This window comes from Paenirhizobium naphthalenivorans, from assembly GCF_007992095.1.
GTDB lineage: Bacteria > Pseudomonadota > Alphaproteobacteria > Rhizobiales > Rhizobiaceae > Allorhizobium > Allorhizobium naphthalenivorans.
Genome location: NZ_BJZP01000012.1, coordinates 105,362 through 130,828, shown reverse-complemented (window position 1 = coordinate 130,828; position 25,467 = coordinate 105,362). Strand labels below are relative to the sequence as shown.

Here is a 25,467-nt window from a genome sequence, read left to right as displayed (position 1 = left end):
GCTTTTTTGTTGTCCGGATTTCAAGGGCAGCACTCTGGGACAGAGCTATTAAAGCATCAGGGACATGGCAAATTGAACCAAGGGAAATAACGCAATGGAATCAATGGCCGTCTAGTCTTTCTGGGACAAACCTACCGAACCGCTCCAGAAGGTGGCCCCTTCCAGGATGGCTTGAAAGTGGAACTGCTCCGCAAGCCTTGGTCGCCGCAAGAGAAGCCCCAATCAACCTCCTCTCCCCGGTCGATCTGTTCCGCTTGTCCGCCAGAAGCGCGGACAAGCCGCGGCGCTGGCCGTCAGTCCTGGCGAGGCGACCGGACCGCCACTGGAACGCGGAGCGCACGCAGCGCATTGAGGATCACGGCGACGTCAATCAATTCCTGCAGCAACGCACCCTCGACCGGCGGAAGATAGCCGAACGCCGCGGCAACCATCGCCAACAACGAGAGAGACAGTCCGACAGCCACGCTTTGCATGGCGATGCGCCGCGTCCGTTGCGCGACCATGAGGGCGGCAGGCAGCCGCGCCAGATGATCGACCAGCAGCACCACGTCCGCCGATTCGGATGATGCGGCGGCGCCACGCGCGCCCATGGCCACGCCGACATCGGCGGCTGCCAGCGCCGGCGCATCATTGACGCCATCGCCGATCATCATCACCGGCGCCTTAAGTCGCTCGGCGATGACCAGCTCAACCTTCTGCGCCGGCAGAAGATTTCCGAGCGCCTCTTCGACGCCGAGAAGATTGCCTGCCGCGCGCACTGCATCGACGTGATCCCCCGAGGCCATCACGAAGCGGGTGACGCCCGCGGCACGGAAGGCGGCAACCGTGGAATGTGCATCCTCGCGGATCCGGTCCGACAACAGGATGATTCCTGCGACCACGCCGTCGATACCGACGGCGACGACTGCCGTTCCCGGCGGTAGATCGTGGCCAAGGTCGTAAGGGTTTCCGGAGGAACACTTGCCGCGCACGAAGTCGCTGCCGCCGACCACCAGCGATCGTCCGTCGATCTTGCCCTCGACACCAGAGCCCGGCGTTTCCACGATATTCGTCGGAGACAGCAGCGCCATGCCACGCTCGCGCGCCGACTGCACCAGAGCCTCGGCGCTGACATGGTTCGAGGCCTGGTCGAGCGAGGCCGCAAGCCGGAGCATTTCTTCCGGCTCGATCCCGTCAACCGTACGGATCTCGACGACGCCCGCCTTACCGCTGGTCATGGTGCCGGTCTTGTCGAGCACGGCTGTGCGCACCCTGGCGAGCGCCTCGAGGGCCCCACCACTCTTTATCAGAACGCCAAGCGAGGCGGCCCGTGACATACCGGAAATGATCGCCACGGGCACCGCGAGAATGAGGGGACAGGGTGTCGCCACGACGAGAACGGCAAGCGCCCGCAGGGGATCACCGCTGCCCCACCACGCGCCGCCCGCAATCACCACCGTCAGAGCCAGGAACCACAGGGCATAGCGATCTGCCAGCCGCACCATTGGCGCCTTGCTCTGCTGCGCCTGCTCGACAAGCCGCACGATCCCAGCATAGGTGCTGTCGGCGGCGGCGCGCACCACGTCGAGATCGAAGGCGGCGCCGATCGAGGTCCCACCGCTGGGTATGTCATCGCCTGTATAGAAGCGCGCCGGCATGGCCTCTCCGGTCAAGGCGGACATGTCGATATCTGCTCGGTCGCCGGACAGTCGACCATCAACCGGCACGACCTCGCCATGCCGTATGAGGATGCGCTCGCCCGGCATCAGCGTCTCGATCGGAACTTCCTCCAGCCCTTCACGGGCATAGCGCATGGCCGTACGCGCGGTGCGGCCAAGCAGCGCCGTCATTTCGCGCCTCGCACGTCCCTCGGCGAAGTTTTCGAGCTGCTGGCCTCCCGCATACATCAGCGCGACAATATTGCCCGCGAGCGGCTCACCGAAGACAAGTGCCGCCCCCATGGAGAGCCCGGCGATGACATCGAGACCGAAGCGACCTTGCATGAGCGACAAGACGATCTCGACGACCAGGGCCGAAAGCACAAGTCCCGTGCCGAGAGACCATAGCCCGGAAGCCCAATCCTGATGCGGGGTGAAATGGCCAATGCCGCCCCCAACCAGTGTGATCAGTGCAACAACGGCGAGCAAGGGCTGGCCATAGCGTCGCAGACTCCCAACGACACCCTGCATAAAAACCTCCGGGATATGCGCGACTACGGACGACAAGCCGCAGGATACGAAGCTTGCCGCATTCAGCAATCCCTTGTAGACGCATCTGCGAATGAAGCAATCTTCCGGACAGTCCGTATGACCCTCGAAAAAAAACCGCCGCGCCGTCTGACCATCCTCGGCTCGACCGGCTCGATCGGCGTCAACACGCTCGACGTGGTCAACCAACTTGGCGGCCGCGAAGCCTTCGAGATCGGCGCGCTGACCGGCAATGGCAATATCGAGCTTCTGGCTGAGCAGGCGCGCGCAGTGGGTGCGAAACTGGCCGTCACCGCCGATGAAAGCCAGTATATGGTATTGAAAGACGCGCTTTCCGGCACCGGTGTCGACGTTGCCGCAGGCCGCTCCGGCCTCGACGAGGCGGCAAGCCTGGATGCCGACTGGGTGATGGCGGCGATCGTCGGTACGGCGGGCCTGGGGCCCACACTGACGGCTGCCGCCCGCGGCGCCGACATAGCGCTTGCCAATAAAGAATGCCTGGTCTCAGCCGGAGAACTGTTTGTCGGAGCGGTGAGGGCGGGCGGCGGCCGATTGATCCCGGTCGATAGCGAGCACAGCGCGATCTTCCAGTGCCTCGACAACGGCCAGCGTCACGCACTGGAGCGTATTATCCTGACTGCATCCGGCGGACCGTTCCGCACCTATACGCGTGAGCAGATGGCCAGCGTAACCGTGGCAACAGCCCGTACCCACCCCAACTGGTCGATGGGCCTGAAAATCTCGGTCGGAAGCGCTTCGATGTTCAACAAAGCGCTCGAAATGATCGAGGCCAAGCATCTTTTTGACCTGACGCCCGAGCAGATCGAGGTCGTGGTTCACCCACAGTCAATCGTCCATTCCATGGTCGGCTATAGCGATGGTTCGGTAATCGCCCAGCTCGGCGCTCCTGACATGCGCACGGCGATCGGCTATGCGCTGACCTATCCCAAGCGTCCGAAACTCGATGTCGACCGGCTCGACTTCACGCGGCTCGCCCGCCTCGACTTCGAAGCCCCGGATGAGACCCGTTTTCCGGCCCTGCGTCTTGCCCGCATAGCGCTGACCCGCGGTGGTCTCCAGCCAGCCATCATGAATGCCGCGGAAGAGACGGCATTCAACGCCTTCGTCGAAGAGAAGATCGGTTTTCTCACAATGGCCGACGTGGTGGAGGAGACCATGGAGCGGATGAGCGATTGCGGCAGCGCTTCGGCGATGGACGCGGTCTTCGCCACCGACATAGAGGCACGCCGGGTCGCGGCAACGATAATCGCATCCTACGAAAAAACCGCCTGACAAGCAGGCGGCTTCTCTCAAATCAATATTTGATGGCGGCCGTCGCCTCAGGCGACGGCGCGAGCCAACGCGCAACGCGACCAAAGCTGGTGCAAAGCGCCGACCAGATGTTCCATATCACCATCCGAATGCAACGGCGTCGGCGTGATGCGCAGGCGCTCGGTCTTCTTCGGAACCGTCGGGTAGTTGATCGGCTGGACGTAGATACCGAAATTGTCGAGCAGCAGATCGGAAATCCACTTGCACTTGGCAGCATCCCCAACCATGACCGGCACAATGTGGCTCGGGTTCGGCATATGCGGAATGCCACGGGCATCCAGCATAGAGCGCAAACGACGCACGCGCTCCTGATGGGCAAACCGCTCCAGCTGGCTGGTCTTCAGATGGCGGATCGAAGCGACCGCGCCAGCAGCCAGCGACGGCGGCAGAGCTGTGGTGAAGATGAATCCCGAAGCGAACGAGCGGATGAAATCGCACAGTGCGGTCGAACCGGTGATATAACCGCCCATGACCCCGAAAGCCTTGCCGAGCGTGCCTTCGATGATTGTCAAGCGATCCATCAGGCCTTCACGTTCGGCAATGCCACCGCCATGGGCACCATACATGCCGACCGCGTGCACTTCGTCGAGATAGGTCATCGCGCCGTACTTGTCAGCGAGATCACAGATCTCCTTGATCGGGGCGATGTCGCCATCCATCGAGTAGACTGATTCGAAAGCGATAAGCTTCGGCGCCTTGGGATCAGCAGCCGCCAGCTTGGCTTCGAGGTCCTTGATGTCATTGTGCTTCCAGATCACCCGCTCGCACTTCGCGTAGCGAATGCCCTCGATCATCGACGCGTGGTTCAGTGCATCGGAAAAGATGATGAGGCCGGGGATCTTCTGACCAAGCGTGCCAAGCGCCGCCCAGTTGGAAATATAACCAGAGGTGAAGATCAGCGCCGATTCCTTGCCATGCAAATCAGCAAGTTCGCGCTCGAGAAGAACGTGATAGTGATTGGTGCCAGAGATGTTCCGGGTGCCGCCGGCACCCGCTCCACAGTGGTCGATGGCATCTTTCATCGCCTCGATCACCTGAGCGTTCTGTCCCATGCCGAGATAGTCATTGGAACACCAGACGGTGACGTCCTGCTGGCCGTTCTCGGTATAGCGCGTGGCGCGGGGGAAATTGCCCCTCTGACGTTCAAGATCGGCGAAAACCCGGTAGCGACCTTCTTCGTGAAGACCTTCCAATTCGCCCTTGAAAAACGCCTCGAAATCCATTTCCCAACTCCAGTCTGTTCAGCCCTTTTTGAGATCCAACGCGCGTTCGGTCAACCCCAGCACTGTAAATTCATTCTAAACTGCGACAAATGGCGCAATCATGGAATTATTCTGGCCATTTGCTAGCCGATTAAACCCTCGGCAAATTTGATCTGCGTCAAGCCACAGAAAAAAGGACGACCGCAGCCGTCCTTTTTCCGAATGGCGATTCTCCGTACCCTCAACAGGCGGAGACGGCCCGCTTCGCCATTACTTTCACAAGATTTGCGCGGTATTCCGCCGTCGCATGCATATCGGCCATCAGTTCGCCCGAATCGACGACAGCTCCCGCCAACGCATCCGCCGACCAATCGCTGGCGAGCGCCGCTTCAAGGTCTCCGTGACGAAACACACCGCTCGAGCCCGCCCCGGTGACGGCGACGCGAACGCCCCCCGCACCCTTGGAAACGAACACGCCAGCCATAGCGAAACGTGACGCGGGATTGGCAAACTTCGCGTACCCCGCCTTGTCCGGTGCGGTGAAGCGTACTGCAGTCACCATTTCGTTCTCCTCCAGCGCCGTCTCGAACAGGCCAACGAAGAAGTCGTCCGCCGCGATCTGCCGGCGATCGGTAATGATCGTCGCGCCTAGCCCAAGCACGGCAGCCGGATAGTCGGCGGCCGGATCATTGTTGGCGATCGATCCGCCGATGGTGCCGAGATGACGAACATGCGGATCGCCGATCAGCGAGGCGAGATGGCAAATCGCCGGACAGACCGAACGGATGAGGCCCGATCCGGCCACTTCCGCATGGGTCACACCCGCACCGATCGTCACGGTACGGCCATCGACTGCAATGCCCTTGAGTGCGGGGATGTGCCTGAGATCGATGAGATCGGAAGGCTGGGCAAGGCGTTGCTTGAGGGTCGCGATCAAGGTCTGCCCTCCCGCCACGAACTTGCCATCGGGCGCGTCCGAGAGCATTGCACCGGCTTCCTCCACGCTGGAGGCACGATGATAGCTGGTCGAATAGAGAAACATGCTTCGTCCTCCCTTACTCGGCGGCCTGCAATGCCGACCAGACGGCAAGCGGCGTTGCAGGCATGTTGAGGTTGTTGGTACCAATCGCATCCGTGATGGCATTCATCAGCGCGGGCGGAGAGCCGATGGCGCCGGCCTCACCGCAGCCCTTGATGCCGAGCGGATTGCCCGGACAAGGGGTGTTCTGATGCGATAGCGAGAACGATGGCAGATCATCAGCGCGCGGCATGGCATAATCCATGTAGCTTGCCGTCAGAAGCTGGCCGGTCGTCGCGTCGTAGCGCACCCCTTCCAGCATCGCTTGGCCAACACCTTGCGCGATTCCGCCATGCACCTGTCCCTCGACGATCATCGGGTTGATGATGTTGCCGAAATCGTCGGCGGCAACAAACTGGATGATCGTCGTCTTGCCGGTTTCCGGATCGACCTCGACCTCGGCGATATAGCAGCCGGCTGGGAAGGTGAAATTGGACGGGTCGTAGAACGCACCCTCTTTCAGGCCCGGCTCCATGCCACCCGGCAGGTTATGGGCGGTATAAGCTGCAAGCGCCACCTGAAACCAGGGCAACGACTTGTCGGTACCGGCAACCTTCAGTTCGCCATTCTCGATGACGATATCGCTCTCGTCCGCCTCCATCAGATGGGCTGCGATCTTCTTTGCCTTGGCCTCAACCTTGTCGAGCGCCTTGACGATCGCCGACATGCCGACGGCACCCGAGCGCGACCCATAGGTCCCCATGCCCATCTGCACCTTGTCGGTGTCGCCATGAACGATCGAGACATTGTCAATCGGCACGCCAAGCCGCTCGCAGACCAACTGGGCAAAGGTCGTTTCATGCCCCTGGCCATGGCTGTGCGAGCCGGTCAGGACCTCAACCGTGCCGACAGCGTTGACCCGTACCTCTGCCGATTCCCACAAGCCGACGCCAGCTCCGAGCGAGCCGACCGCGGCCGACGGCGCGATGCCGCAGGCCTCGATATAGCAGCTCATCCCGATACCACGCTTCATGCCACGGCTTGCCGCCTCCGCCTTGCGCGCCGCAAAGCCGTTCCAGTCGGCCGCAGCCATGGCCGCCTCAAGCGACGCTTCGTAATCGCCCGCGTCATAGTTCATGATCACCGGGGTCTGATGGGGGAAGGTGCGGATGAAGTTCTGCCGGCGCAGTTCCGCCGGAGAGACGCCGAGTTCGCGGGCCGCCGTTTCCATGGTGCGCTCAAGGAGGTAGGTCGCCTCCGGACGCCCTGCCCCGCGATAAGCATCCACAGGCACAGTGTTGGTATAGACGGTGCGAACGTTGCAGTGGATCGCCGGGATCGCATATTGCCCGGACAGCAGGGTGGCATAGAGATAGGTAGGGACCGACGAGGAGAACAACGACATGTAGGCGCCGAGATTGGCGATCGTGTCGACCTTGAGACCGATGACGTTATTGTCCTTGTCGAAAGCCATCTTCACCTTAGACACATGGTCGCGACCATGCGCGTCAGTCAGAAAAGCCTCGGTCCGGTCGGACGTCCACTTGACCGGCACACCGGTTTTCTTTGAGGCCCAAAGACAGACAATCTCTTCCGGATAAATGTAGATCTTCGAACCAAAGCCCCCACCGACATCGGGGGCGATGACGCGCAGCTTATTTTCTGGCGCGACGTTATAGAACGCGCTCATGACAAGACGCGCGACATGCGGGTTCTGCGAAGTGGTGTAGCAGGTATAGTGATCCTCGGCCGTATCGTAAATGCCAAGCGTGGCGCGTGGCTCCATCGGATTGGGCGAGAGCCGGTTGTTGTGGATCTCGATCTCGGTGACATGGGCAGCCGCAGCGATCGCCTTGTCGGCGGCACTGGCATCGCCGATCTCCCAGTCGAAGATCAGATTGCCCGGCGCTTCGGGATGAAGCTGCGGAGCGCCCGCTTCGAGCGCAATAACGGCCTCGGTCACCACCGGCAGCTCGTCATAGTCCACTACCACCGCTTCGGCAGCGTCGCAGGCCTCGCCGTAGGTATCGGCGACGACGATGGCCACAGCATCGCCCACATAGCGCACAATATCGACCGCGAGCGGGCGCCAGGCACCCATTTTCATCGGCGTGCCGTCTTTGGAATGGATCATCCAGCCGCAGATGATGTTGCCGATGCCATCGGCCAGCAACTGCTTGCCATCCAGCACGTCGATAACGCCCGGCATGGCCTTGGCCGCGGACGCATCGAAATTGGTGATCCTCGCGTGCGCATACGGTGAGCGCACAAAACAGGCGTACTTCATGCCGGGAACGACCATATCGTCCGTATACCGGCCCTTGCCAGTCAGGAAGCGCTTGTCTTCCTTGCGCGTCACGCGCGCCCCGATTCCTTCAACACCCATGATTTCCTCCCGATGGGATACCGGCTCGCATTTGGTCGCCACGTCTCCTCAAACGCGACGTCCGACCGGCGAACAATTGTTTATTCGGCAGCCTGGCGCCCGCTATGCATTTCGGCATTGGCGGACAGAATGGCTTTGACGATGTTGTGGTAACCGGTGCACCGACAGATATTGCCTTCGAGTTCGTGGCGAACCGTAGGCTCATCGAGGCTCCCGCCGTGACGGTTGATCATATCGACCGCGGTCATAACCATGCCCGGCGTGCAGAAGCCGCACTGCAAACCGTGATGTTCCTTGAAGGCGGCCTGAACGGGATGAAGCTCGCCGTTGCCGGCCAGTCCCTCGATCGTCGTGATCGTCGAGCCCGAAGCCTGCACGGCAAGGATCGAACAGCTCTTGACCGATTTTCCGTCCATGTGAATGACGCAGGAACCGCACTGTGTGGTGTCACAGCCGACATGAGTGCCGGTCAGCCCGAGTTTTTCACGAATGAAATGAACGAGCAGCGTGCGATCCTCACACTCACCGCTCATCGATCTGCCGTTCACCGTCAGCGTTACTTTAGCCATATTGCTCCTCCTCGTGCCTCTCCCAGACACATCAGCTATCATTTGACTTTTTCACTGTCCGATCAACCGGTACTTTGGGGTACGGAGGATTTTTTATCTTTCGCGCCGCAGCACAAGATTCGCCTCTACTATGATGCGACGCGCGGTCATTACTGGAGCCGCGCATTCGACTTTCTATTCCATGGACTTTCCGGAATTGCCGGCTATTCTAAGAAAGCAACCGCCAAGTAGGTGACGCACCCAGCGTCAGGGTGGAGAAACATGGACCGGCGAAGCCGGCTGCGTAAACAGTGGAGAGAAAATCATGAAGAAAGCTCTTGTGCTCGCTCTGATCGGCTTGTCGGTCGCAGGCTGCACCCAGACCGAAAAAGGCGCCTCCATTGGCGCCGTATCGGGCGCCATCATCGGCGGGGCAGTCACGGGTAATGTGCGTGGCGCGGCTGTGGGCGCGGCCATCGGCGGTGTATCCGGCGCGGTGCTCGGCAGCGTCGCTGACCAGCCCGGTCAGTGCTACTATCGCGACCGTTATGGCCGCCGCTATATCGACAACTGCCCGCGCGGCTACTGATTCCGCTCAAGACAAGGTCCCGGCGCTCGCGCCGGGACTCCCATTGCGGGCATTTTCCAAAAATATATCCTTTTTTAGCGCATTTGCGTTTAGACTTGAGAAAGTTGGCGGGGCCTGCCGTCACGCTGCCAAACGCGACGAGCTAAGCTACGCATGCCGAGTAACCCGATAACACCGAAGAAAAGTCCTGCGTTTCGGCAATCCGGCACCGCATTCGCTCTTGCGCTCGCCTTGTCGATTTCGCCGCTGCTGGCCGAGCAGGCATTTGCCTTCAAGATTTTCGGTATCACCCTTTTCGGCAAGGACGAGGCGGTCAACGACGTTATCGACCCTGTTCGCTATCAAATCAGTCTCGACACCGACGGCGCCGACGCCGATCTGGCCAAAGCCTTGGAGCGTACCTCGCTTCTGTTGCAAGGTGAGGACGCCCCCGTTTCGGGCGATCTCGGCCTGGTCATAAAGGCGCGTGACGATCGAGACAGGCTCATCGCCACCCTTTACGAAAACTCCCGTTATGGCGGCATCGTCCGGATAACCGTGGACGGCCGCGACATCGACGATCTTCCTCCCATTCCGGCCTTTGATCGCAGCCAGCCGATCGCCGTCACCATCCGAGTCGACCCCGGCCCCGCCTTCACGCTTGGCAAGGTTTCGCTCGAGGGCGATGCGGTAGGCCTCGATCCTGCCACCTACAACCTGGTAGCCGGCGGCCCCGCAGGCTCATTGCTCATCCTGAAGGCCAGCGAGAAGATTGTCGACGACCTGAAAGCCGAAGGCCGGCCCCTTGCGGTTCTGGCACGTCGCGACGTCATTGCCGATCATGAAACGCAAACTGTCGATGTGGCGCTGGCGGTCAAGGCTGGCCCCATGGCGCCACTCGGCGAGGTAACTGTGAAGGGGGCCCGCAAGGTCGACCCCGAATTCATCGCCCGCTATTCACGGCTGCGGCAGGGGCAGCCCTATTCGCCGGAACAATTGAGGAAAGCGGCGGAGCGGCTTCGCGCGCTCGGCGTCTTCTCCAGTGTCACGATTGACGAATCCAAAGATCTCGCTGCTGACGGCTCCATGCCGCTCGGCATTGTCGTGGCCGAAGGCAAGCACCGCTATTTCGGCGTCGGCGCAAGCTTCTCATCCATCGATGGACTTGGCCTCGAAGGTTATTGGGGCCACCGCAACCTCTTCGGCCAAGCGGAATCGCTGAGGTTGGAGGGCAAGGTTTCCGGCCTGAGCGAACTCAGCAACGTCGGAAACCTCGATTATTCCGCAGGCGTCACCTTCATCAAGCCAGGCGCCTTCGTTCCGTCAGGAACACTTGAAGCAAGCGTCAAGGGTGCAACGCTGACGACCGACTCCTATGACGCCGCCTCCGTGATCGGCAAGATCGCCTTCAGTTACGACCTCACCGACTATGACAAGGTGACAGCCGGGGCCTCGCTGACCTATGACAACATCGACGACGCCTTCGGCAACAATACCTATCTGACTTCCGGCATACCGATCAGCTACGTGCGGGACACACGCGACAACAAACTCAACCCGACCGAAGGCATCAACGCGGCACTGAGCGCAATTCCGAGTTACGAAGTCCTCGGGAAAACCTTCTTCTCCACCTTCGAGGGTTCCGTCTCCGGCTATTACAGCCTCGGCGCTGACGACCGTGTGGTGCTGGCCGCCAAGGTTTCCGCCGGCGTGCTGATCGGTGCCGGCGATCTGGAATCCGTTCCAGCGACCCGGCGCTTTTTCGCCGGCGGCGGCGGCTCGGTCCGCGGTTATGCCTATCAGGAAATCTCGCCGCTCAACGCCGCAGGCGATCCCACTGGCGGACGCGCCTATGCGCTCGGCTCGTTCGAGGCACGGATCAACGTCACCAAGACCATCGGCATCGTGCCGTTCCTCGACATAGGCTCCGTCACCACCGCACTTTATCCGGATTTCTCCGATATACGCATGGGCGCCGGCATCGGCCTGCGTTACCAGACACCGTTCGGGCCATTGCGCCTCGACGTCGCCATGCCGCTCGATCGCTATGACGGCGGAAGCAAATACGGCATCTATGCCGGCATTGGACAGAGCTTCTGAGCCGTGCCCGAAAGGACGATGAAAGCCGAATGCGCCTGCTGAAACGCCTCACGAGTCTTGCCCTTCGCCTGGTCGCCTATGTCGCAGGCGCGACACTGGTTCTATCGGTTGTGGCGATCCTCATCACCGGGTTCACCGGCGCGGGCAGCAGCTTTGTCGCCGGTCCGATTGCGTCCCTCCTCTCAACCCCGGACCGGCGCATCACGATTTCCAACGCAGGCCCACTGCTTGGTGGAAAGCTCCGCGTAGGCAGCATCACGTTGGCCGACAGCCGCGGCGTCTATGCTGAAATCCGTGAACTGGCCGTCGACTGGACGCCGGTGGACCTGTTCAAGGGTCGCGTGACCGCAGAACGAATCGCGGCGGGATCTGTGCGCATCGATCGGGCGCCGGTCGTGACAGTCGAGAAAAGTGCTGACGCGAGCTCGAGTTTCTCGCTTCCGGTCGAGATCGACATCAAGAAGCTCGACCTGCCCGTCCTCGACCTTGGCATGGCGCTTGTCGGACGGGACTTTCGTCTTTCCCTGTCCGGTTCGGGTCAGGCGATCAGCGACCACATTGCAGTAAAGCTGCAAGCCACGCGCGCCGATACGCCTGATGGACAAGTGTCCGCTGACATCATCTATGCCCCTGGGGCAAACCGCCTCAGGCTGACCGGCGAACTGAGCGAGCCGGCAGGCGGTCTTCTCGCCGAACTGCTTCGGTTGCCGGGCAGCCCCGCTGTGCGCATCGACGTCGACGGGGACGGGCCACTGACCGACTGGAAGGGCAAGGTCACGGCCGATGTCGATGGCCGTCCGACGCTTGCCATCGATGCCGCTCATCGGGTCGACTCCGGCCTGCGCACGATCATCGCCAAGGGTGGTGGCCGGTTTGACGCGCTGATGCCGCCAAGCCTGCGCCCGCTGTTCGAAGGAGAGACGGTGATAGACCTCGCCGCCAATCTGGACCGCAACGGCGCCGTGACGATCAAGGCTGGAAAGCTCTCGACCGCAGCACTCGACCTGACCGCCTCCGGCCGTTATGCGGCAAACGGCACGAACGACCTGAAGGCGAAGCTCGTCGGTACGGCCGGCGCCGTGCCCTTCCGCTGGACGTCAGGCAAACAGACCATAACAGCGGCGATCGATGAACTCGCCCTTTCCATCAGCGGGCCTGCTAATGCAGCGACGGTCGACCTCAAGAGCCGCTTCAGCTCTTTGGAGACCCCGCAGGCGTCTTTCTCCGGCGTGGATCTCTCCGCCACAAGCGACGCCTTCGATCTGGGCACCCGATCCGGGTCAATTGCGGCGCGCCTGTCCGTCTCGGGAAGCAAGTTTGCCGACGCCGAACTCAACCGGATTGTCAAAGCACCGCTGACGATCCAGTCACCGCTGGCGATCAACGCGACACGGCTCACCTTCGACAATGCGACCATCGAGAGCACGACGGTCGGCGGTAGGCTCAGCGGCGAATATGCGCTTGACGAACAGAAACTGACCAGCCGTTTCGAATTGTTCGCCCTCCCCGACATCCTGCCGAACAATCTGGCAGGCAAGTTCGAGGGAACCATCGGCTTGGCCGGCACGCTCGATTATGCGACGCCGCGTGTCGTGACACTTTCCGATCTGAAGCTGGCCACCAGTCTTGGTGATGCAACAGGTTCGGCAAGCCTCGACGTCGAGAACAAGTTGACCGCCGAACTCACCGGCCGGATCAAAGAGATCGCAGCCCTTGTCGATAACGTCAGTGGCAGCGCCGATTTTGCCCTATCAGCAGAGGGACCGCTCGAGGCCTTGACCGGCAGGCTGTCGCTGAAAAGCGAGGCGGCGGTCGCGGCCGGGCGAAGCCTGGAGAACCTCTCAGTCGAGGTTGAAGGCACCTCCGATCAGACAGCACCGAAGGGCACCTTGAACATATCCGGCACTCTCGACGGGCAGAAAATCGAAGGGACAGCGGACCTCGTCACCGAAAACGGCCGATCATCGATCCCGGCGCTTTCCGTGACGGTCGGACCCAACCGTATCGAAGGGGCGCTCGCCTTTTCGCCCACATTCCTGCCGTCCGGGCAGTTACGCTTCGACCTGCCGGAAGCTGGCCTGATCGCCGCGCTTGCAGGCCAGAAGGCAAGTGGCGACCTGAAGGGGTTGGTCGAAATTGCGCAGGCCGACGGCAGGCTTTCGGCCAATATCACAGCGACCGGTTCGACGCTGACGCGCGATACGCTGTCTGTCGCCGCGCCGGACATACGACTGGCGATTTCCGATCTCGCGGCCTTTGCGGCGGAGGGCGCGATCGCCGCAAAGGCCATCTCGATCGGCACCAACCGCATGGAAACACCCAAGCTTGCCTTCTCGCGGCAGGCAGGCAGTACCGCATTCGACCTTGGCGGGCGCTACGACGGCGCCCCGCTCGTCGCCAAGGGGCGGCTGGAGCAGCAAGCAAGCGGCCTTACCGTCACGCTCGACACGCTTGCGGCCATACCGCGCGGCATCCCGCTCAAACTTGCCAAACCGGCGACATTGTCGATTGTGGATAGCAAGATGACCATTAATGCGGCGACGATTTCGGCGGGCTCTGGCGCCGTGGAGATCAAGGGCAGCGCCGGCGACACGCTTGATCTGAATGTCGCCCTCCGCAATGTTCCCGCCTCGCTTGCCGCTACGATGGCGCCGGCTCTCTCACCTGCTGGCACGGTCACCGGCACGGTGACCGTCAAGGGCACCCCGGCCGCGCCGGTCGTCAGCTATGATCTGAACTGGACGGACGCCGCTCTGGCCCAGACACGCTCGGCCGGCATAGCCGCTTTCGGTGTGACCGCCAAGGGCGACTTCCGCGATGGCCGTTTGTTGCTCGACACACGCGTTACCGGCCAGGACGGGCTCGCCCTTTCCGGTGGCGGCACCGTCAGTTTGTCCGGTCAGCGGCCAATCGCCATGACGTTCAACGGCAAGCTGCCCTTCGCGGCGTTGACCGGTCTTCTCGCTCCCCAAGGCTTCGTGCTGGAGGGGGCGGCCGATGCCAACATTTCGATTTCCGGTGGGATCGGTAGCCCGCAGATTACTGGCTCGGTGCGGACCGCCGGCGCACGCCTGATCGACGTCAGGCGCAACCTGGCGATCGAGCAACTGACTGCGACCGTGACCCTCAAAGGCAACCGCGCCGACGTCTCCGGCTTGACCGGCAAGCTCGCGAGCGGCGGACGAATCTCAGGCGGAGGAACGATCGACATTCTCTCGCCCGGCATGCCGGCTGATATCGCCATCACGCTCGACAAGGCCGTCTATGTCGATGGCAGCATGGTCGCAAGCACAGCCGATGGTCAGCTAACGCTGCAAGGCCCACTCCTCTCCGCCCCTGTCCTGGCCGGCAGGATCAACCTCAGCAAGACCGCCATCACCATTCCGGAGAAGTTGCCGACCAGCCTGGCGGAACTCGACATCCAGCACAAAAACGCGCCTCCAGACGTGCGCCAGCAGATGGCGACAATCACCAAGACTGACCGTAACGGCAGCCAATCGTCGATAGGCCTCGATCTGGCCGTCTCTTCGCCGACCCAGATCTTCGTACGCGGTCGAGGCATCGACGCCGAGCTCGGCGGCAAGATCGGGGTGACCGGGACGGCCCAGGCACCGAACGTCTCCGGCGCTTTCGATCTGCGCCGCGGCCGGCTGTCGATCATGACCAAGCGCATGGAATTCACCAGCGGCACGATCACCTTCGGCGGCGGACTCATCCCGATCCTCGACATGGAGGCCACGACCACATCGGGCACAACGACGATCACCATCAAGATCTCAGGCTTTGCCAACGACCCGGTAGTCACCTTCTCGTCGTCGCCAGCACTGCCGCAGGACGAGATCCTGGCACAACTGATCTTCGGCCAGTCGATGTCACGACTGTCGGCCCTGCAGATCGCCCAGTTGGCCGATGCCGCAGCCCAGCTCGCCGGCGGTCGCTCAACCTCGTTGTTCGAAGCATTGCGCTCCACGCTTGGCGTCGACGATCTCGACATCTCGACCGATGAAACCGGCCAAGCAAAGGTCAGTGCCGGCAAATATCTGAACGATAAGACCTATATCGAGCTTCAGCAGGGTGGCACCGGCGAAACCAAGGCGGTGATCAACCTTGACATCGGCCGCGGCGTGAAGCTCAAGGGCGAGGCGGGCGCAGAGGGCGCAGGCGGCGGTATTTTCTACGAAAAGGAATACTAAGCCGGCGAACTTCGTTGCTCAGCCAACCTTACTGGTCTTCAATAGGATACTAGACTCCGTTGTGTTGATCCCTTCGATCAGCCGGATACGCCGCAAGGTCTCGTCAAACGAAGCGAGATCACGGTCCTCCAACTCTGCAATGAAATCCCACCGCCCGTTGGTGCTGTGCAGCGCGCGGACCTCAGGAAGCCCTCGCAGCTGGTGCGCCACACGGTCGGCGAACTTTCCCACCACCTCGATCATGACGATGGATCGAACTCCCGCCGGGCGGATTTCGCTACCGGTGCGGATGGTAAAGGTTGCGATCGTACCATCGGCCACCATGCGCTCGATCCGGGCGGCAATCGTGGCGCGAGAAGCGCCGGTCATCGCTGCGAGCGACGAGGCCGGGATGCGGGCATTATGGCGCAGGGCGCTCAGAATGTCGCGGTCGAGATCGTCCATCTTACAATTCACCACAATTAGCTGTCGATCTGCGCAGACTACCTATCTTCCTGATCATTTTCCATCTTTTTGCAGACATGCGCATCGGAGAAAATCACCACCCATAGCAAGGAGATTTTTATGAGCGACAAGACGAAGGCCGCCACGCTGATTGGTGTTCCGCTGGAAGAGGGTTCCGGCCGTGGAGGTTGCGCCATGGGTCCGGCCGCACTACGCATAGCCGGCATTGGCCAGGCGCTCGGCGAACTCGGCTACCGCGTCGCAGACGTCGGCGACCTGCGTCCGGCATCAGCCAGTGACCTTGGCGAAAATCCGAAAGCTCATCACCTGCCCGTCGTCGGCGCCTTCGCTCGGGCGATCGAACAGGCGACCTATCGCGCTGCCAACGAAGGGACGATACCCGTCCTGCTTGGCGGCGACCACAGCCTGTCCATGGGCAGCGTGTCGGGCATGGCACGCCACGCCAAGGATCTTGATCGCCCTCTCTTCGTGCTGTGGCTCGATGCCCATGCGGATTTCAATACCCCGGCAAGTTCGCCGTCTGGCAATATCCACGGCATGCCGGTTGCTTATTATTGCGGCAAGGCCGAATTCGCCCCGATTCTCCCAGCCAACCGGCCGTTCGTCGATCCGCGACATGTCTATCAGGTCGGCATCCGGTCGGTGGATGAACAGGAGCGCCTGGCCATCGCCGAAAGCGGCGTCAACGTCTTCGACATGCGTGCCATCGATGAAGAGGGCATGGGCGCGATCATGCGTCGTATCATCGCCGACGTCTCAAGCGCCAACGGCCTGCTGCATGTCAGCCTCGACGTTGATTTCCTCGATCCGGATGTCGCACCTGGCGTCGGCACAACCGTACCCGGCGGCGCAACTTTCCGCGAGGCCCATCTGATCATGGAAATGCTGCACGACAGCGGCCTTGTCTCATCGCTCGATCTGGTCGAGCTCAACCCCTTCCTCGATGATCGTGGCAAAAGCGCCCGCGTCATCGTCGAACTCGCCGCAAGCCTGTTCGGTCGCCGCATTCTCGACCGCCCCACCCGCGCCGCCTAAAGCCGGCGGTCGAACTTGATCCGGAATGCGGTGGCCCGCGTCAGTATTGCTATTGCGTTGGAGGATGGAAATCCATCGGCCAAGGATGTCCTTGTCGACACCATCCGTCTGGCGCAGGAGACAATCAGCAGGGTCTGGCGCACGAATCATGAGTGAAGCATGATTCGGTGCGGTTCTCGTCCTGTGACGAGAGCTTTTTCATGAACATTATGGACGATCAACACGTCCCCTGAGCAATTCTCAGGGGACGTGATTTCGTATCGAAGCAAGATTTATTTACAAGACGTTAACTGATGACCCCTATTTATAAGGGGGGGCAGTATTTGCATGTTCCTCGGCTCCATACCGGCATTGCTCAAGAATGGGCTCAGAATTCAACGCATGAGGTGGAGGCTCAACCACACACTCTCATGTCAAATAGCGAGGGGAGAGACAGTGGCTATCAATATGTTCGGAGCGGACGCCAAAGCGATTCTGGCTGCCATGAGCAAGTCCCAGGCAATCATCGAATTCGATCTCGGCGGCAATATCATCACCGCCAACGAGAATTTCTGTCGGGCGCTCGGCTACGAGTTGTCGGAGATCAAAGGCAAGCATCATCGAATGTTCTGCGACCCGGCTTACACCGCGACACAAGACTACACGGATTTCTGGGCCGCACTTTCGTCCGGCCGTTTCGACGCGCGCGAATACAAGCGGATCTCCAAAACGGGGCAGGACATCTGGATTCAGGCCTCCTATAATCCGGTGTTCAGCGGCGGCAAGCCCTACAAGGTCGTGAAATTCGCAACCGATATCACCGCCGCCAAGATGAAGGCCGCCGAAGACGCCGGCAAGCTCGCCGCAGTATCCAGGGCGCAGGCACTCATCGAATTCACACCGACGGGTGATATTCTGACGGCCAACGATAACTTTCTCAACACGCTCGGTTACAGTCTTGGAGAAATCCAGGGCAAACATCATGCAATGTTGTGTGAACCTTCTTACACCCAGAGCCCGGACTACCAGCGCTTCTGGCAAAAGCTGGCCGGTGGAGAATTCGTCGCCGAAGAGTTCAAGCGCTTAGGCAAGGGCGGCAAGGTCGTCTGGATCCAGGCCTCCTACAATCCGATCTTCGACATGAACGGCAAGGTTTTCAAGGTGGTCAAGTTCGCCACCGACATCACCGACCGGGTTCGCTCGGTTGACGATGTGGCCGCAGGCCTCACCGCCCTCGCCGAGGGCGATCTGACCACCCGGATCGTTCAACCACTGATTCCAAGTCTCGACCGACTGCGGCTGGACTTCAACAACTCACTCGACAAGCTGCAGGCTGCCATGCGCACGGTCGGCGAGAATACCAATGCGATTGCCGCTGGCTCCAAAGAAATCCAGTCGGCCTCCGACGATCTGGCCAAGCGTACCGAACAGCAGGCCGCCGCCGTGGAGGAAACAGCAGCAGCACTCGAGCAAGTCACCCAGACGGTCAGCGACAGTTCCAAGCGAGCGGAGGAAGCCGGTTCGCTCGTGGCCCGGACCAAATCAGGTGCCGAAAAGTCCGGAGAAGTGGTGAAAAGCGCGATCAACGCTATGAGTCGGATCGAATCCTCGTCCCGCGAAATCTCCAACATCATCGGTGTAATCGATGACATCGCCTTCCAGACCAATCTGCTGGCGCTGAACGCCGGTGTCGAAGCGGCGCGCGCCGGAGATGCCGGCAAGGGTTTTGCGGTCGTCGCCCAGGAGGTGCGCGAACTGGCCCAGCGCTCGGCCAATGCCGCCAAGGAAATCAAGGCACTCATCACCACCTCCAGCGAACAGGTGCGCAACGGTGTCTCGCTCGTTGGAGAAACTGGCAAGGCGCTCACGCAGATCGTCACCGAGGTGCAAGACATCAACCAGAACGTCATCGCCATCGTCGAAGCCTCTCGCGAACAGGCAACCGGACTTCAGGAGATCAACAAGGCGGTCAACGCCATGGACCAGAATACACAGCAGAATGCGGCCATGGTTGAGGAAACGACAGCGGCCAGCCACAGCCTCGCCAGGGAATCCGAAACCCTTCGCAATCTGCTGTCGCAGTTTAGATTTGGGCAACACTCTTCGACTACAGTGTCCGTAGCGCGTCCTGATGCCAGACCTGTCGCATCCCCGGCACGCAAACTCATGGCTAAGGTCGCTCGCGCCGCAACCGGCGGCGCTGCAACCGCCCAGGCACAGGAAAGTTGGGAAGAATTCTAATGGCGACTGCGATCAACTCGACAAGCTTCAACGGCGAAACCCTCGAAATCATCGCCTTCCGGCTGCATGACCAGGAGTTCTGCGTCAAGACCACGACCATCCGCGAAATCCGCGGCTGGGCACCGTCGACTCCCATCCCGCATGCCCCCGCAGACGTTATCGGCGTGATGAACCTGCGCGGCTCGGTGATCCCGATTATCGATCTTGCCTACAAGCTCGGGATGAAGAGCACGGTTGCCAACGAGCGTTCGGCTATCGTGGTTGCAGAGGTTCACAACATGGTCATCGGCATGCTGGTCGACCGCGTTTCGGATATTCTAACCATCCCGTCGAGCCAGGTTCAGCCGGTACCGGAGATATCCGCCTCCTTCGACAAATCCTTCTCCGAAGGCATCATCGCCAACGAGCATGGCATGATCTGCTTCCTGAACCTCGCCAAGATGTTCAAGGGCAGCGATCTTGAAGAGATGGCCGCCTGAGGCGAGGCCACTAGAATCAGATCCCAGCGATCATAAAAGCCTCCGCGTCGCGGGGGCTTTTTTTATGGCTTCAGTCCTTCTTTCGACTGCGCAGACCTCCGCACGCCAGCCCCCCCTATGCTTTCCAAGTTGCTGGCTTTCATCGAATGGATCACACCGGCGAGGTCCTTGAACACACTCCGCCTCGAAGGCGCCAGCCACACACCAGGTCGTTTCGCGGTTTGAAATGAACAAGGCGGCTCGCGCCGCCTTGTTCATTGTCGAAGCCAAGTGCATGTCTTCAAGCGAAGAGCACAAAGGTCTTTTGCAGCGTGATCCAGACCCCCCAGAGGATCGGGATGCCGACGACGGCCCAAGCGATCGCCGCCTTGCCATCGAACCCACCCTTGCCGATGCCGAAGGATCCGGTCGGACCAGCCGCCGCCGCTTGGCTCTTGGCCTGCAACGCTGCCACTTCCTCGTCGGACATGAACCACTTGTCGGACAGCGGCCTGACCAGGAAGTTGGCAACGAGACCGAGCGCCAGCATGCCGGCCAGAATGTACATCGTGAAGTCGTAAACCTGAGCACGCGGAATACCCGCCGCGATCTGCGCCTCGCGAATATAGTTGACCACCACAGGACCGATGATGCCTGCGGTTGCCCAGGCGGTCAGCAACCGCCCATGAATGGCGCCGACGAACTGGGTCCCGAAAATGTCGGCAAGATAGGCCGGAATGGTGGCAAAACCGCCGCCATACATCGACAGGATGATGCAGAAGGCCGCGACGAAAAACACCTTGCTACCAATGCCGGCAGCCCACGGGGCCGAAGCATAGAGCACGATGCCGAGCAGGAAGAAGACGTAGTAGGTATTCTTGCGGCCGATCTTGTCGGAAAGCGAGGCCCAGAAGAATCGCCCGCCGATGTTGAAGAGCGACAGAAGGCCGGTAAACCCGGCGGCGATCGCGGCGATGGCCGTCAGTTGTTCCTTGCTCAGATCGGAGAACTTCAGCTCAGGAAGGCCGATCAGCGAACCGGCGAAGATCTCCTGCAGCATAGGCGAAGCCATGCCGATCACGCCGATACCGGCCGAAACGTTCAAGGTGAGAACCGCCCAGATAAGCCAGAACTGCGGCGTCTTGTGCGCCTTGTTCAGGTGGACGTGGCCATGGGTGATCATCGCATTGCCGGTGACCTTCGGCACCCAGCCTTCGGGACGCCAGCCGGCCGGCGGAATACGATAACCAAAGGCGCCGCCCACCATGAAGACAAAATAGACGCACGCCATGACGACAAAAGTCTGCCAGACGCCGACTGAAGTGTCGCTCTTGAAAGTGTTCATCAGCATATTGGCAAGCGGCGCACCGATCATAGCACCACCGCCGAAGCCCATGATGGCCATGCCAGTCGCCATGCCGCGCCGGTCGGGGAACCATTTGATCAGCGTCGAAACCGGCGAGATATAGCCGAGGCCGAGCCCGATGCCGCCGATCACGCCCGCGCCGAGCCACATCAACCACAGCTGATGGGTTATGACGCCAAGCGCAGCGATCAAAATACCGCCGCACCAGCAGCAAGCCGAAACGAAGCCGGCGCGGCGCGGCCCGACACGCTCAAGCCAGCCGCCCCAGATGGCCGCCGAGGACCCGAGAAGGACGAAGAACAAAGTATAGATCCAGCCGAGATCGCTGACGCGCCAGTCGCAGCTGGTCGTGAACAGGGCGGATATGAGAGTGAGGTCCGGGCAGGCGATGGACTGGCCAATACCAAGCGACTTGGTAAGTGGCAGCCAGAAGACGGAAAAGCCATAAGCCATGCCGATGCAAAGATGGATGGCCAGCGCCGCCGGCGGCACCAACCAACGATTGAAACCAGGTTTGGCAATAATGCGTTCGCGGTCGAGAAGGCCACCGCCTCCGTAACCGCCCGTCGCTGTCTCGGTCGTAGCAGACATAGTCGAAATCCTCCCTCTCATCGGATATCACCGATGGATCTTTCCCTGATCCGGCCGTCCACGGATTCTCCCACCTTGTTTTGTTCCTCCAACAAGGCGTACCGCAGGACCGGTCCAAATAAGAAGCCAAGCGTTGCGGCTTCCTCCCCCGCTCCCGTCCGCATATCTTCTCCAAGAAACACTCCGCCGGGAACAGCGATCTCGAAGCAACCGCCGTGCCAATACCGAATCTGCCAATTTTCAATAAGTTAGCTGGAGCAGGAGTGCCTGAACGGACAAAATGTCCGATAAAAACGGACAAAATGTCCAAGAACCCCAGATTAGTCAGCCTCTGGAAGCCAGATCGAGAAGGTCGTCCCCCTGCCTGGTTCGCTCTCCACGGTCAGCGCGCCGCCTTGGCGGGAGACCAAGGTCTGGCTAATCGATAGGCCAAGGCCCGTACCTTGCCGACGCTTGGTGGTAAAAAACGGATCGAAGATCCGCGAAAGCACCTGCGGCGTCATGCCGACGCCGGTATCCGTCACGTCAATGCAGATGCCGTCATGACCATCGCGCTCCTCGTCGCGGCTGGCGAGGCGCAGACGGCCTCCGTCCGGCATGGCGTGGATGGCGTTGACGATCAGGTTGATCAGGACTTGCTGCAACTCCGTGTGATTCATCAGAACATGCCGCGTCGCCTGATCGTCCCGCTCGACCTTGATGGCGGCTTTGCCGAGCAGATGTTGGACGAGCGGAAGACAATCCGAAATCACAGCAGCCGGGCTATGACGCTCGACATAACCGGCATATTCCTCCGGTTTGGCGAATTGCAGCAGCTTGGTGACGATCTGGTTGACCCGGTGGATTTGCTCGTCGATCAGCCGGAGTTCCGTCGCCAAACCCTCCGCCCTGTCCCCAAGCACGCTGCGCACCACATCGAGATTACCCTGCATGACGGCAATCGGATTGTTGATCTCATGGGCGACGCCAGCCGTAATCTCACCGAGCGCCGCGAGCTTCTCCGACATGATGAGTTGCTTGGTCGTCGCCTCCAGCTGCCGGTTCGCCAGTTCGAGTTCACGCGTACGCTCGGCGACACGATCGTTGAGCTCGTCGTTCCACGTCCGGAGTTCCCGTTCACGCTGCTGCAACTGATCCAAAAGGCTGTCGAGATGAGCAGCCACCCGGCCGATCTCATCGCTGGCATCGATAAGGCCGGATCGCGCGCCCAGATCGCCCTCCTCGACCCGGGCAATGGTGCCGGTCATCCGCTCCAACGGTTTGAAGATCGCCCGCGCCCAGCGAAGGAAGATCGGCACGCTGGCAGCAGTGACCAGAAGGAATGCGACGGCAATACCGATGATGGTCTCGGTCTTGGCGCGGGCGAACGGCGCCTCGAGGAAACCGACATAGAGCATGCCGACGCGCTTGCCAAAACTGTCGCTGATCGGCTCGTAGGCCGAAACATACCAGTCGCTGACGACGAAGGCGCTGTCGAGCCAGACCCGTCCCTCGTCCAGCACCGCTTGGCGGACAGCCGCCGAAACGCGGGTGCCAAGCGCCCGCTTGTCCTCGAACAGCCGGACATTGGTGCTGATTCGCACGTCGTCGAGGAAAAGCGTCGCCGTCCCTTGACTCCCCTCCGGCAAGCTCGCCGCGCGATAGACGAGATCATTGATCGTGTCGATGAAAACGAGATTCTGGTTGAGCAGGATACCGCCGACGAGCACGGCTGGTCCGTCCGGCAAAGCGACGGGGCTAGCCGAATGCACGACCATGCCGCGAGTTTCGCTCGCCCGATCAGTCGGAACCGCGTTTGGTGTCGGCACGAGTTCCAGCTGGGCGCGCGCGGCAAGCGCCGGCGAGATCGCCTCCAGCTCCCGCCGGGAGAAGATGTCTATTGCCGTTTTCGGCTCGCCCGCAAAGGCCGACCTGAGAACCGGCCAATCCGTCCGCACCGCGCTCTGGCCCGGGAAGCCGGCGGGCCCGATCGACATGCCGGTTTGGTTCACCAAGAAGAGAAAGTCGAGGCCAAGGCGCATCCGGTTTTCTTCTAAATAGGCCGAAAGCCCAGCTCCACCGCCCTGATCCGCCGCGTCGCGAAAGGCGACGGAGCCAGTCAGTGCGGCGAGATGCTCGCCGGTGTTCTCAAGGATCCGAGCCAGATATTGGTGCGCGATGGTGAGGTCCGCATTGACCTTCGAGGTCAGCAAAGCATCGAACTTCGCCTCCCAGCGAGCCATGGTCGCAACCAGCAGAAGCGGCAGGATGACCAGTGTCGGCAGGAGAGCTATGGCCAGGAGCCGATAGCGGATCGATCTGCCGCGGCGAATGCTGATATCTCGCGGAGCGGCTTCAGGCATTCCAGAACACGAACTTGCGGTCGATAGTCTTGCGCGAGATACCGAGCCGTCGCGCAGCCTCGTCGCGATCCCCACCGGTCTCTTCCAGCACAGCGAGGATATGGCGCCGTTCGACCTCCTCAAGGGTCCCCGACGGGAGGCTCACGGAGCCTCCCCGCCAGCCGCGGAAATCCTCTGGGAAGCCACCGAGGATAAGTGAGCGTTCGATCAGATTGCGGAGTTCGCGCACGTTGCCCGGCCATGCGTAAGCGGAGAGCACCGCTTTTGCCGCCTTATCGATCGGCACCATCGGCATGCCGAGCTGCTGCGACAGCTTGTGCATGAATAGGCTTGCAAGCTCGAGCACGTCATCGCCCCGGTCGCGCAGCGGCGGCAGCTTCAGCTGCATAACGTTGATGCGGTAATAGAGATCCGGGCGGAACCCACCCTCCTGCACCAGCTTCTCGAGGTTGGCATTGGTGGCGAAAACAAAGCGCAGGTCGATCGGTACTTCCCGCTCCGCTCCGACCGGGCGCACGCGCCGGTCCTCGATCACGCGGAGCAGCTTGCTCTGGGTGGCCAGCGGCATTTCTCCGATCTCGTCGAGGAAAAGCGTGCCGCCCTGAGCATGGAGGAAAAGACCCTCGCGCCCCGATTCCGCCCCGGTAAAGGCACCGCGCACATGGCCGAACAGTTCGGACTCGATCACATCCGGCGGGATGGCGGCGCAGTTGACCGGAACGAAGGGCTTGGCTGCCCGGTCGGAAAGGGCGTGCAGCGAACGGGCAGCCACCTCTTTGCCCGTACCGGACTCACCGGTGAGCAACACGGTCGTTGGCAGGGGCGCCACGCGGGCAAGCGTCTCACGCACCTGCTGGATTGCGGCGGACCCACCGATCAGCTTGTCGCGCAGCAGGATGTGGTCAGCGGTCGCTCTCAATTCATAGCGCAAGACGAAGTTCTCGCGCTGTAGGCGGATGCGGTCGAGACAGCGCGCGACCGCATTGAGGATCTGGTTGGAACGGAAGGGTTTGAGGACGAAATCGACGGCACCGGCGCGCAAGGCCCGGATCGCCGTTTCGAGATCCGCATAGGCCGTCATCAGGATGACATCGGCAAAGAAACCGATCGCCCTCTGTTCGATCAGCCAGTCAACGCCGTTCTTGCCCGGCATGATATTATCAAGAATGACGACGTCGAAATGGTGCTGGTCAAGCTTGCGGGATGCCTCCTCGGCATCAGCGGCTTCCTCAATCGCCTTGCAACGGGGGGCTAGCGTGCGCACGAGAAAATTGCGCATGCCCGGTTCGTCATCGACGACGAGAATGGTGGCCTGCGCCAACCAGGGGCCGAATTCCGGGTCCCGTTCGCTCGCCTGGACTTTGCGTGCCGTGTCCGCCCTCACAGTGTCGATCGCTCCCCTCGTTCAACGCTTCGCCATGCATAGCAGAGGCGATCCCAAACACCAAAGCGGGCGG

At 61.1% G+C, this 25,467-nt stretch carries 16 protein-coding genes; 7 read left to right on the top strand and 9 right to left on the bottom strand.

The features are described 5' to 3' along the window. Positions 1 to 293 precede the first annotated feature (293 nt). Entirely contained in the window at positions 294 to 2,168 is a 1,875-nt protein-coding gene (locus RNA01_RS13555) for a heavy metal translocating P-type ATPase (protein ID WP_147180751.1), read from the bottom strand. A gap of 117 nt (positions 2,169 to 2,285) precedes the next feature. Here RNA01_RS13555 and dxr point away from each other — a divergent pair, with 117 nt between their 5' ends. Beyond that, on the top strand, positions 2,286 to 3,479 hold the full coding sequence (dxr, locus tag RNA01_RS13550; RefSeq protein ID WP_147180750.1) for a 1-deoxy-D-xylulose-5-phosphate reductoisomerase: 1,194 nt from the start codon (positions 2,286 to 2,288) through the stop codon (positions 3,477 to 3,479). A gap of 47 nt (positions 3,480 to 3,526) precedes the next feature. On the opposite strand, the gene hemA is transcribed toward dxr, so the two are convergent. The 4 genes from hemA to RNA01_RS13530 all read right to left on the bottom strand — a co-directional run bounded on the left by hemA (position 3,527) and on the right by RNA01_RS13530 (position 8,693). Further along, a complete protein-coding gene (hemA, locus tag RNA01_RS13545; protein ID WP_147180749.1) occupies positions 3,527 to 4,741 on the bottom strand; it encodes a 5-aminolevulinate synthase in 1,215 nt (404 codons plus the stop codon). A gap of 220 nt (positions 4,742 to 4,961) precedes the next feature. Beyond that, positions 4,962 to 5,762, bottom strand: coding sequence for an FAD binding domain-containing protein (locus RNA01_RS13540; RefSeq protein ID WP_147180748.1), 801 nt, complete (start codon positions 5,760 to 5,762; stop codon positions 4,962 to 4,964). A gap of 13 nt (positions 5,763 to 5,775) precedes the next feature. Continuing rightward, a complete protein-coding gene (locus RNA01_RS13535) occupies positions 5,776 to 8,124 on the bottom strand; it encodes a xanthine dehydrogenase family protein molybdopterin-binding subunit (protein WP_147180747.1) in 2,349 nt (782 codons plus the stop codon). An 80-nt stretch (positions 8,125 to 8,204) separates the two neighbouring features. After that, positions 8,205 to 8,693, bottom strand: a complete 489-nt coding sequence (locus RNA01_RS13530) for a (2Fe-2S)-binding protein (RefSeq protein WP_147180746.1) — start codon at positions 8,691 to 8,693, stop codon at positions 8,205 to 8,207. Between the two features lie 304 nt (positions 8,694 to 8,997). Between RNA01_RS13530 and RNA01_RS13525 the strand changes: the two genes are divergently transcribed. The 3 genes from RNA01_RS13525 (at position 8,998) to RNA01_RS13515 (ending at position 15,533) form a co-directional block, all read left to right on the top strand. Then, entirely contained in the window at positions 8,998 to 9,261 is a 264-nt protein-coding gene (locus RNA01_RS13525) for a YMGG-like glycine zipper-containing protein (RefSeq protein WP_147180745.1), read from the top strand. Between the two features lie 153 nt (positions 9,262 to 9,414). Then, positions 9,415 to 11,340, top strand: coding sequence for an autotransporter assembly complex protein TamA (locus RNA01_RS13520; RefSeq protein WP_147180744.1), 1,926 nt, complete (start codon positions 9,415 to 9,417; stop codon positions 11,338 to 11,340). A 29-nt stretch (positions 11,341 to 11,369) separates the two neighbouring features. After that, on the top strand, positions 11,370 to 15,533 hold the full coding sequence (locus tag RNA01_RS13515; protein WP_147180743.1) for a translocation/assembly module TamB domain-containing protein: 4,164 nt from the start codon (positions 11,370 to 11,372) through the stop codon (positions 15,531 to 15,533). A gap of 18 nt (positions 15,534 to 15,551) precedes the next feature. Here the strand turns inward: RNA01_RS13515 and RNA01_RS13510 are convergent, their stop codons facing one another. Further along, positions 15,552 to 15,977 (bottom strand): Lrp/AsnC family transcriptional regulator, encoded by a 426-nt coding sequence (locus RNA01_RS13510; RefSeq protein WP_147180742.1) that lies wholly within the window; start codon positions 15,975 to 15,977, stop codon positions 15,552 to 15,554. A gap of 120 nt (positions 15,978 to 16,097) precedes the next feature. On the opposite strand from RNA01_RS13510, the gene rocF reads away from it, so the two are divergent. The 3 genes from rocF to RNA01_RS13495 all read left to right on the top strand — a co-directional run bounded on the left by rocF (position 16,098) and on the right by RNA01_RS13495 (position 19,732). Beyond that, a complete protein-coding gene (gene rocF / locus RNA01_RS13505; protein WP_147180741.1) occupies positions 16,098 to 17,033 on the top strand; it encodes an arginase in 936 nt (311 codons plus the stop codon). A gap of 447 nt (positions 17,034 to 17,480) precedes the next feature. Continuing rightward, positions 17,481 to 19,253 carry a methyl-accepting chemotaxis protein gene (locus tag RNA01_RS13500; protein ID WP_235916621.1) on the top strand — a complete coding sequence of 591 codons (1,773 nt, stop codon included), beginning with the start codon at positions 17,481 to 17,483 and terminating at the stop codon, positions 19,251 to 19,253. Continuing rightward, positions 19,253 to 19,732: a chemotaxis protein CheW gene (locus RNA01_RS13495; RefSeq protein ID WP_147180740.1), complete on the top strand. Its 480-nt coding sequence runs from the start codon at positions 19,253 to 19,255 to the stop codon at positions 19,730 to 19,732. The genes RNA01_RS13500 and RNA01_RS13495 overlap by 1 nt, the downstream gene beginning before the upstream one ends. A 280-nt stretch (positions 19,733 to 20,012) precedes the next feature. Here the strand turns inward: RNA01_RS13495 and RNA01_RS13490 are convergent, their stop codons facing one another. From RNA01_RS13490 to RNA01_RS13480, 3 genes are all read right to left on the bottom strand, one after another. Next, positions 20,013 to 21,668 carry an OFA family MFS transporter gene (locus RNA01_RS13490; RefSeq protein ID WP_147180739.1) on the bottom strand — a complete coding sequence of 552 codons (1,656 nt, stop codon included), beginning with the start codon at positions 21,666 to 21,668 and terminating at the stop codon, positions 20,013 to 20,015. A gap of 320 nt (positions 21,669 to 21,988) precedes the next feature. Next, on the bottom strand, positions 21,989 to 24,010 hold the full coding sequence (locus RNA01_RS13485) for a sensor histidine kinase (RefSeq protein WP_147180738.1): 2,022 nt from the start codon (positions 24,008 to 24,010) through the stop codon (positions 21,989 to 21,991). Further along, positions 24,003 to 25,394 carry a sigma-54-dependent transcriptional regulator gene (locus tag RNA01_RS13480; RefSeq protein WP_147180737.1) on the bottom strand — a complete coding sequence of 464 codons (1,392 nt, stop codon included), beginning with the start codon at positions 25,392 to 25,394 and terminating at the stop codon, positions 24,003 to 24,005. Before RNA01_RS13480 ends, RNA01_RS13485 begins: the two co-directional genes overlap by 8 nt. Positions 25,395 to 25,467 lie beyond the last annotated feature (73 nt).

Excerpts from the sequence above, each read along its gene's own strand:
- RNA01_RS13515 (WP_147180743.1), top strand. The coding sequence starts at position 11,370 with ATGCGCCTGCTGAAACGCCTCACGAGTCTTGCCCTTCGCCTGGTCGCC.
- dxr (WP_147180750.1), top strand. The coding sequence starts at position 2,286 with ATGACCCTCGAAAAAAAACCGCCGCGCCGTCTGACCATCCTCGGCTCG.
- RNA01_RS13540 (WP_147180748.1), bottom strand. The coding sequence starts at position 5,762 with ATGTTTCTCTATTCGACCAGCTATCATCGTGCCTCCAGCGTGGAGGAA.
- RNA01_RS13520 (WP_147180744.1), top strand. The coding sequence starts at position 9,415 with ATGCCGAGTAACCCGATAACACCGAAGAAAAGTCCTGCGTTTCGGCAA.
- rocF (WP_147180741.1), top strand. The coding sequence starts at position 16,098 with ATGAGCGACAAGACGAAGGCCGCCACGCTGATTGGTGTTCCGCTGGAA.
- RNA01_RS13525 (WP_147180745.1), top strand. The coding sequence starts at position 8,998 with ATGAAGAAAGCTCTTGTGCTCGCTCTGATCGGCTTGTCGGTCGCAGGC.
- RNA01_RS13535 (WP_147180747.1), bottom strand. The coding sequence starts at position 8,124 with ATGGGTGTTGAAGGAATCGGGGCGCGCGTGACGCGCAAGGAAGACAAG.
- RNA01_RS13500 (WP_235916621.1), top strand. The coding sequence starts at position 17,481 with ATGTTCGGAGCGGACGCCAAAGCGATTCTGGCTGCCATGAGCAAGTCC.
- RNA01_RS13490 (WP_147180739.1), bottom strand. The coding sequence starts at position 21,668 with ATGTCTGCTACGACCGAGACAGCGACGGGCGGTTACGGAGGCGGTGGC.
- RNA01_RS13530 (WP_147180746.1), bottom strand. The coding sequence starts at position 8,693 with ATGGCTAAAGTAACGCTGACGGTGAACGGCAGATCGATGAGCGGTGAG.
- hemA (WP_147180749.1), bottom strand. The coding sequence starts at position 4,741 with ATGGATTTCGAGGCGTTTTTCAAGGGCGAATTGGAAGGTCTTCACGAA.
- RNA01_RS13555 (WP_147180751.1), bottom strand. The coding sequence starts at position 2,168 with ATGCAGGGTGTCGTTGGGAGTCTGCGACGCTATGGCCAGCCCTTGCTC.
- RNA01_RS13495 (WP_147180740.1), top strand. The coding sequence starts at position 19,253 with ATGGCGACTGCGATCAACTCGACAAGCTTCAACGGCGAAACCCTCGAA.
- RNA01_RS13510 (WP_147180742.1), bottom strand. The coding sequence starts at position 15,977 with ATGGACGATCTCGACCGCGACATTCTGAGCGCCCTGCGCCATAATGCC.
- RNA01_RS13485 (WP_147180738.1), bottom strand. The coding sequence starts at position 24,010 with ATGCCTGAAGCCGCTCCGCGAGATATCAGCATTCGCCGCGGCAGATCG.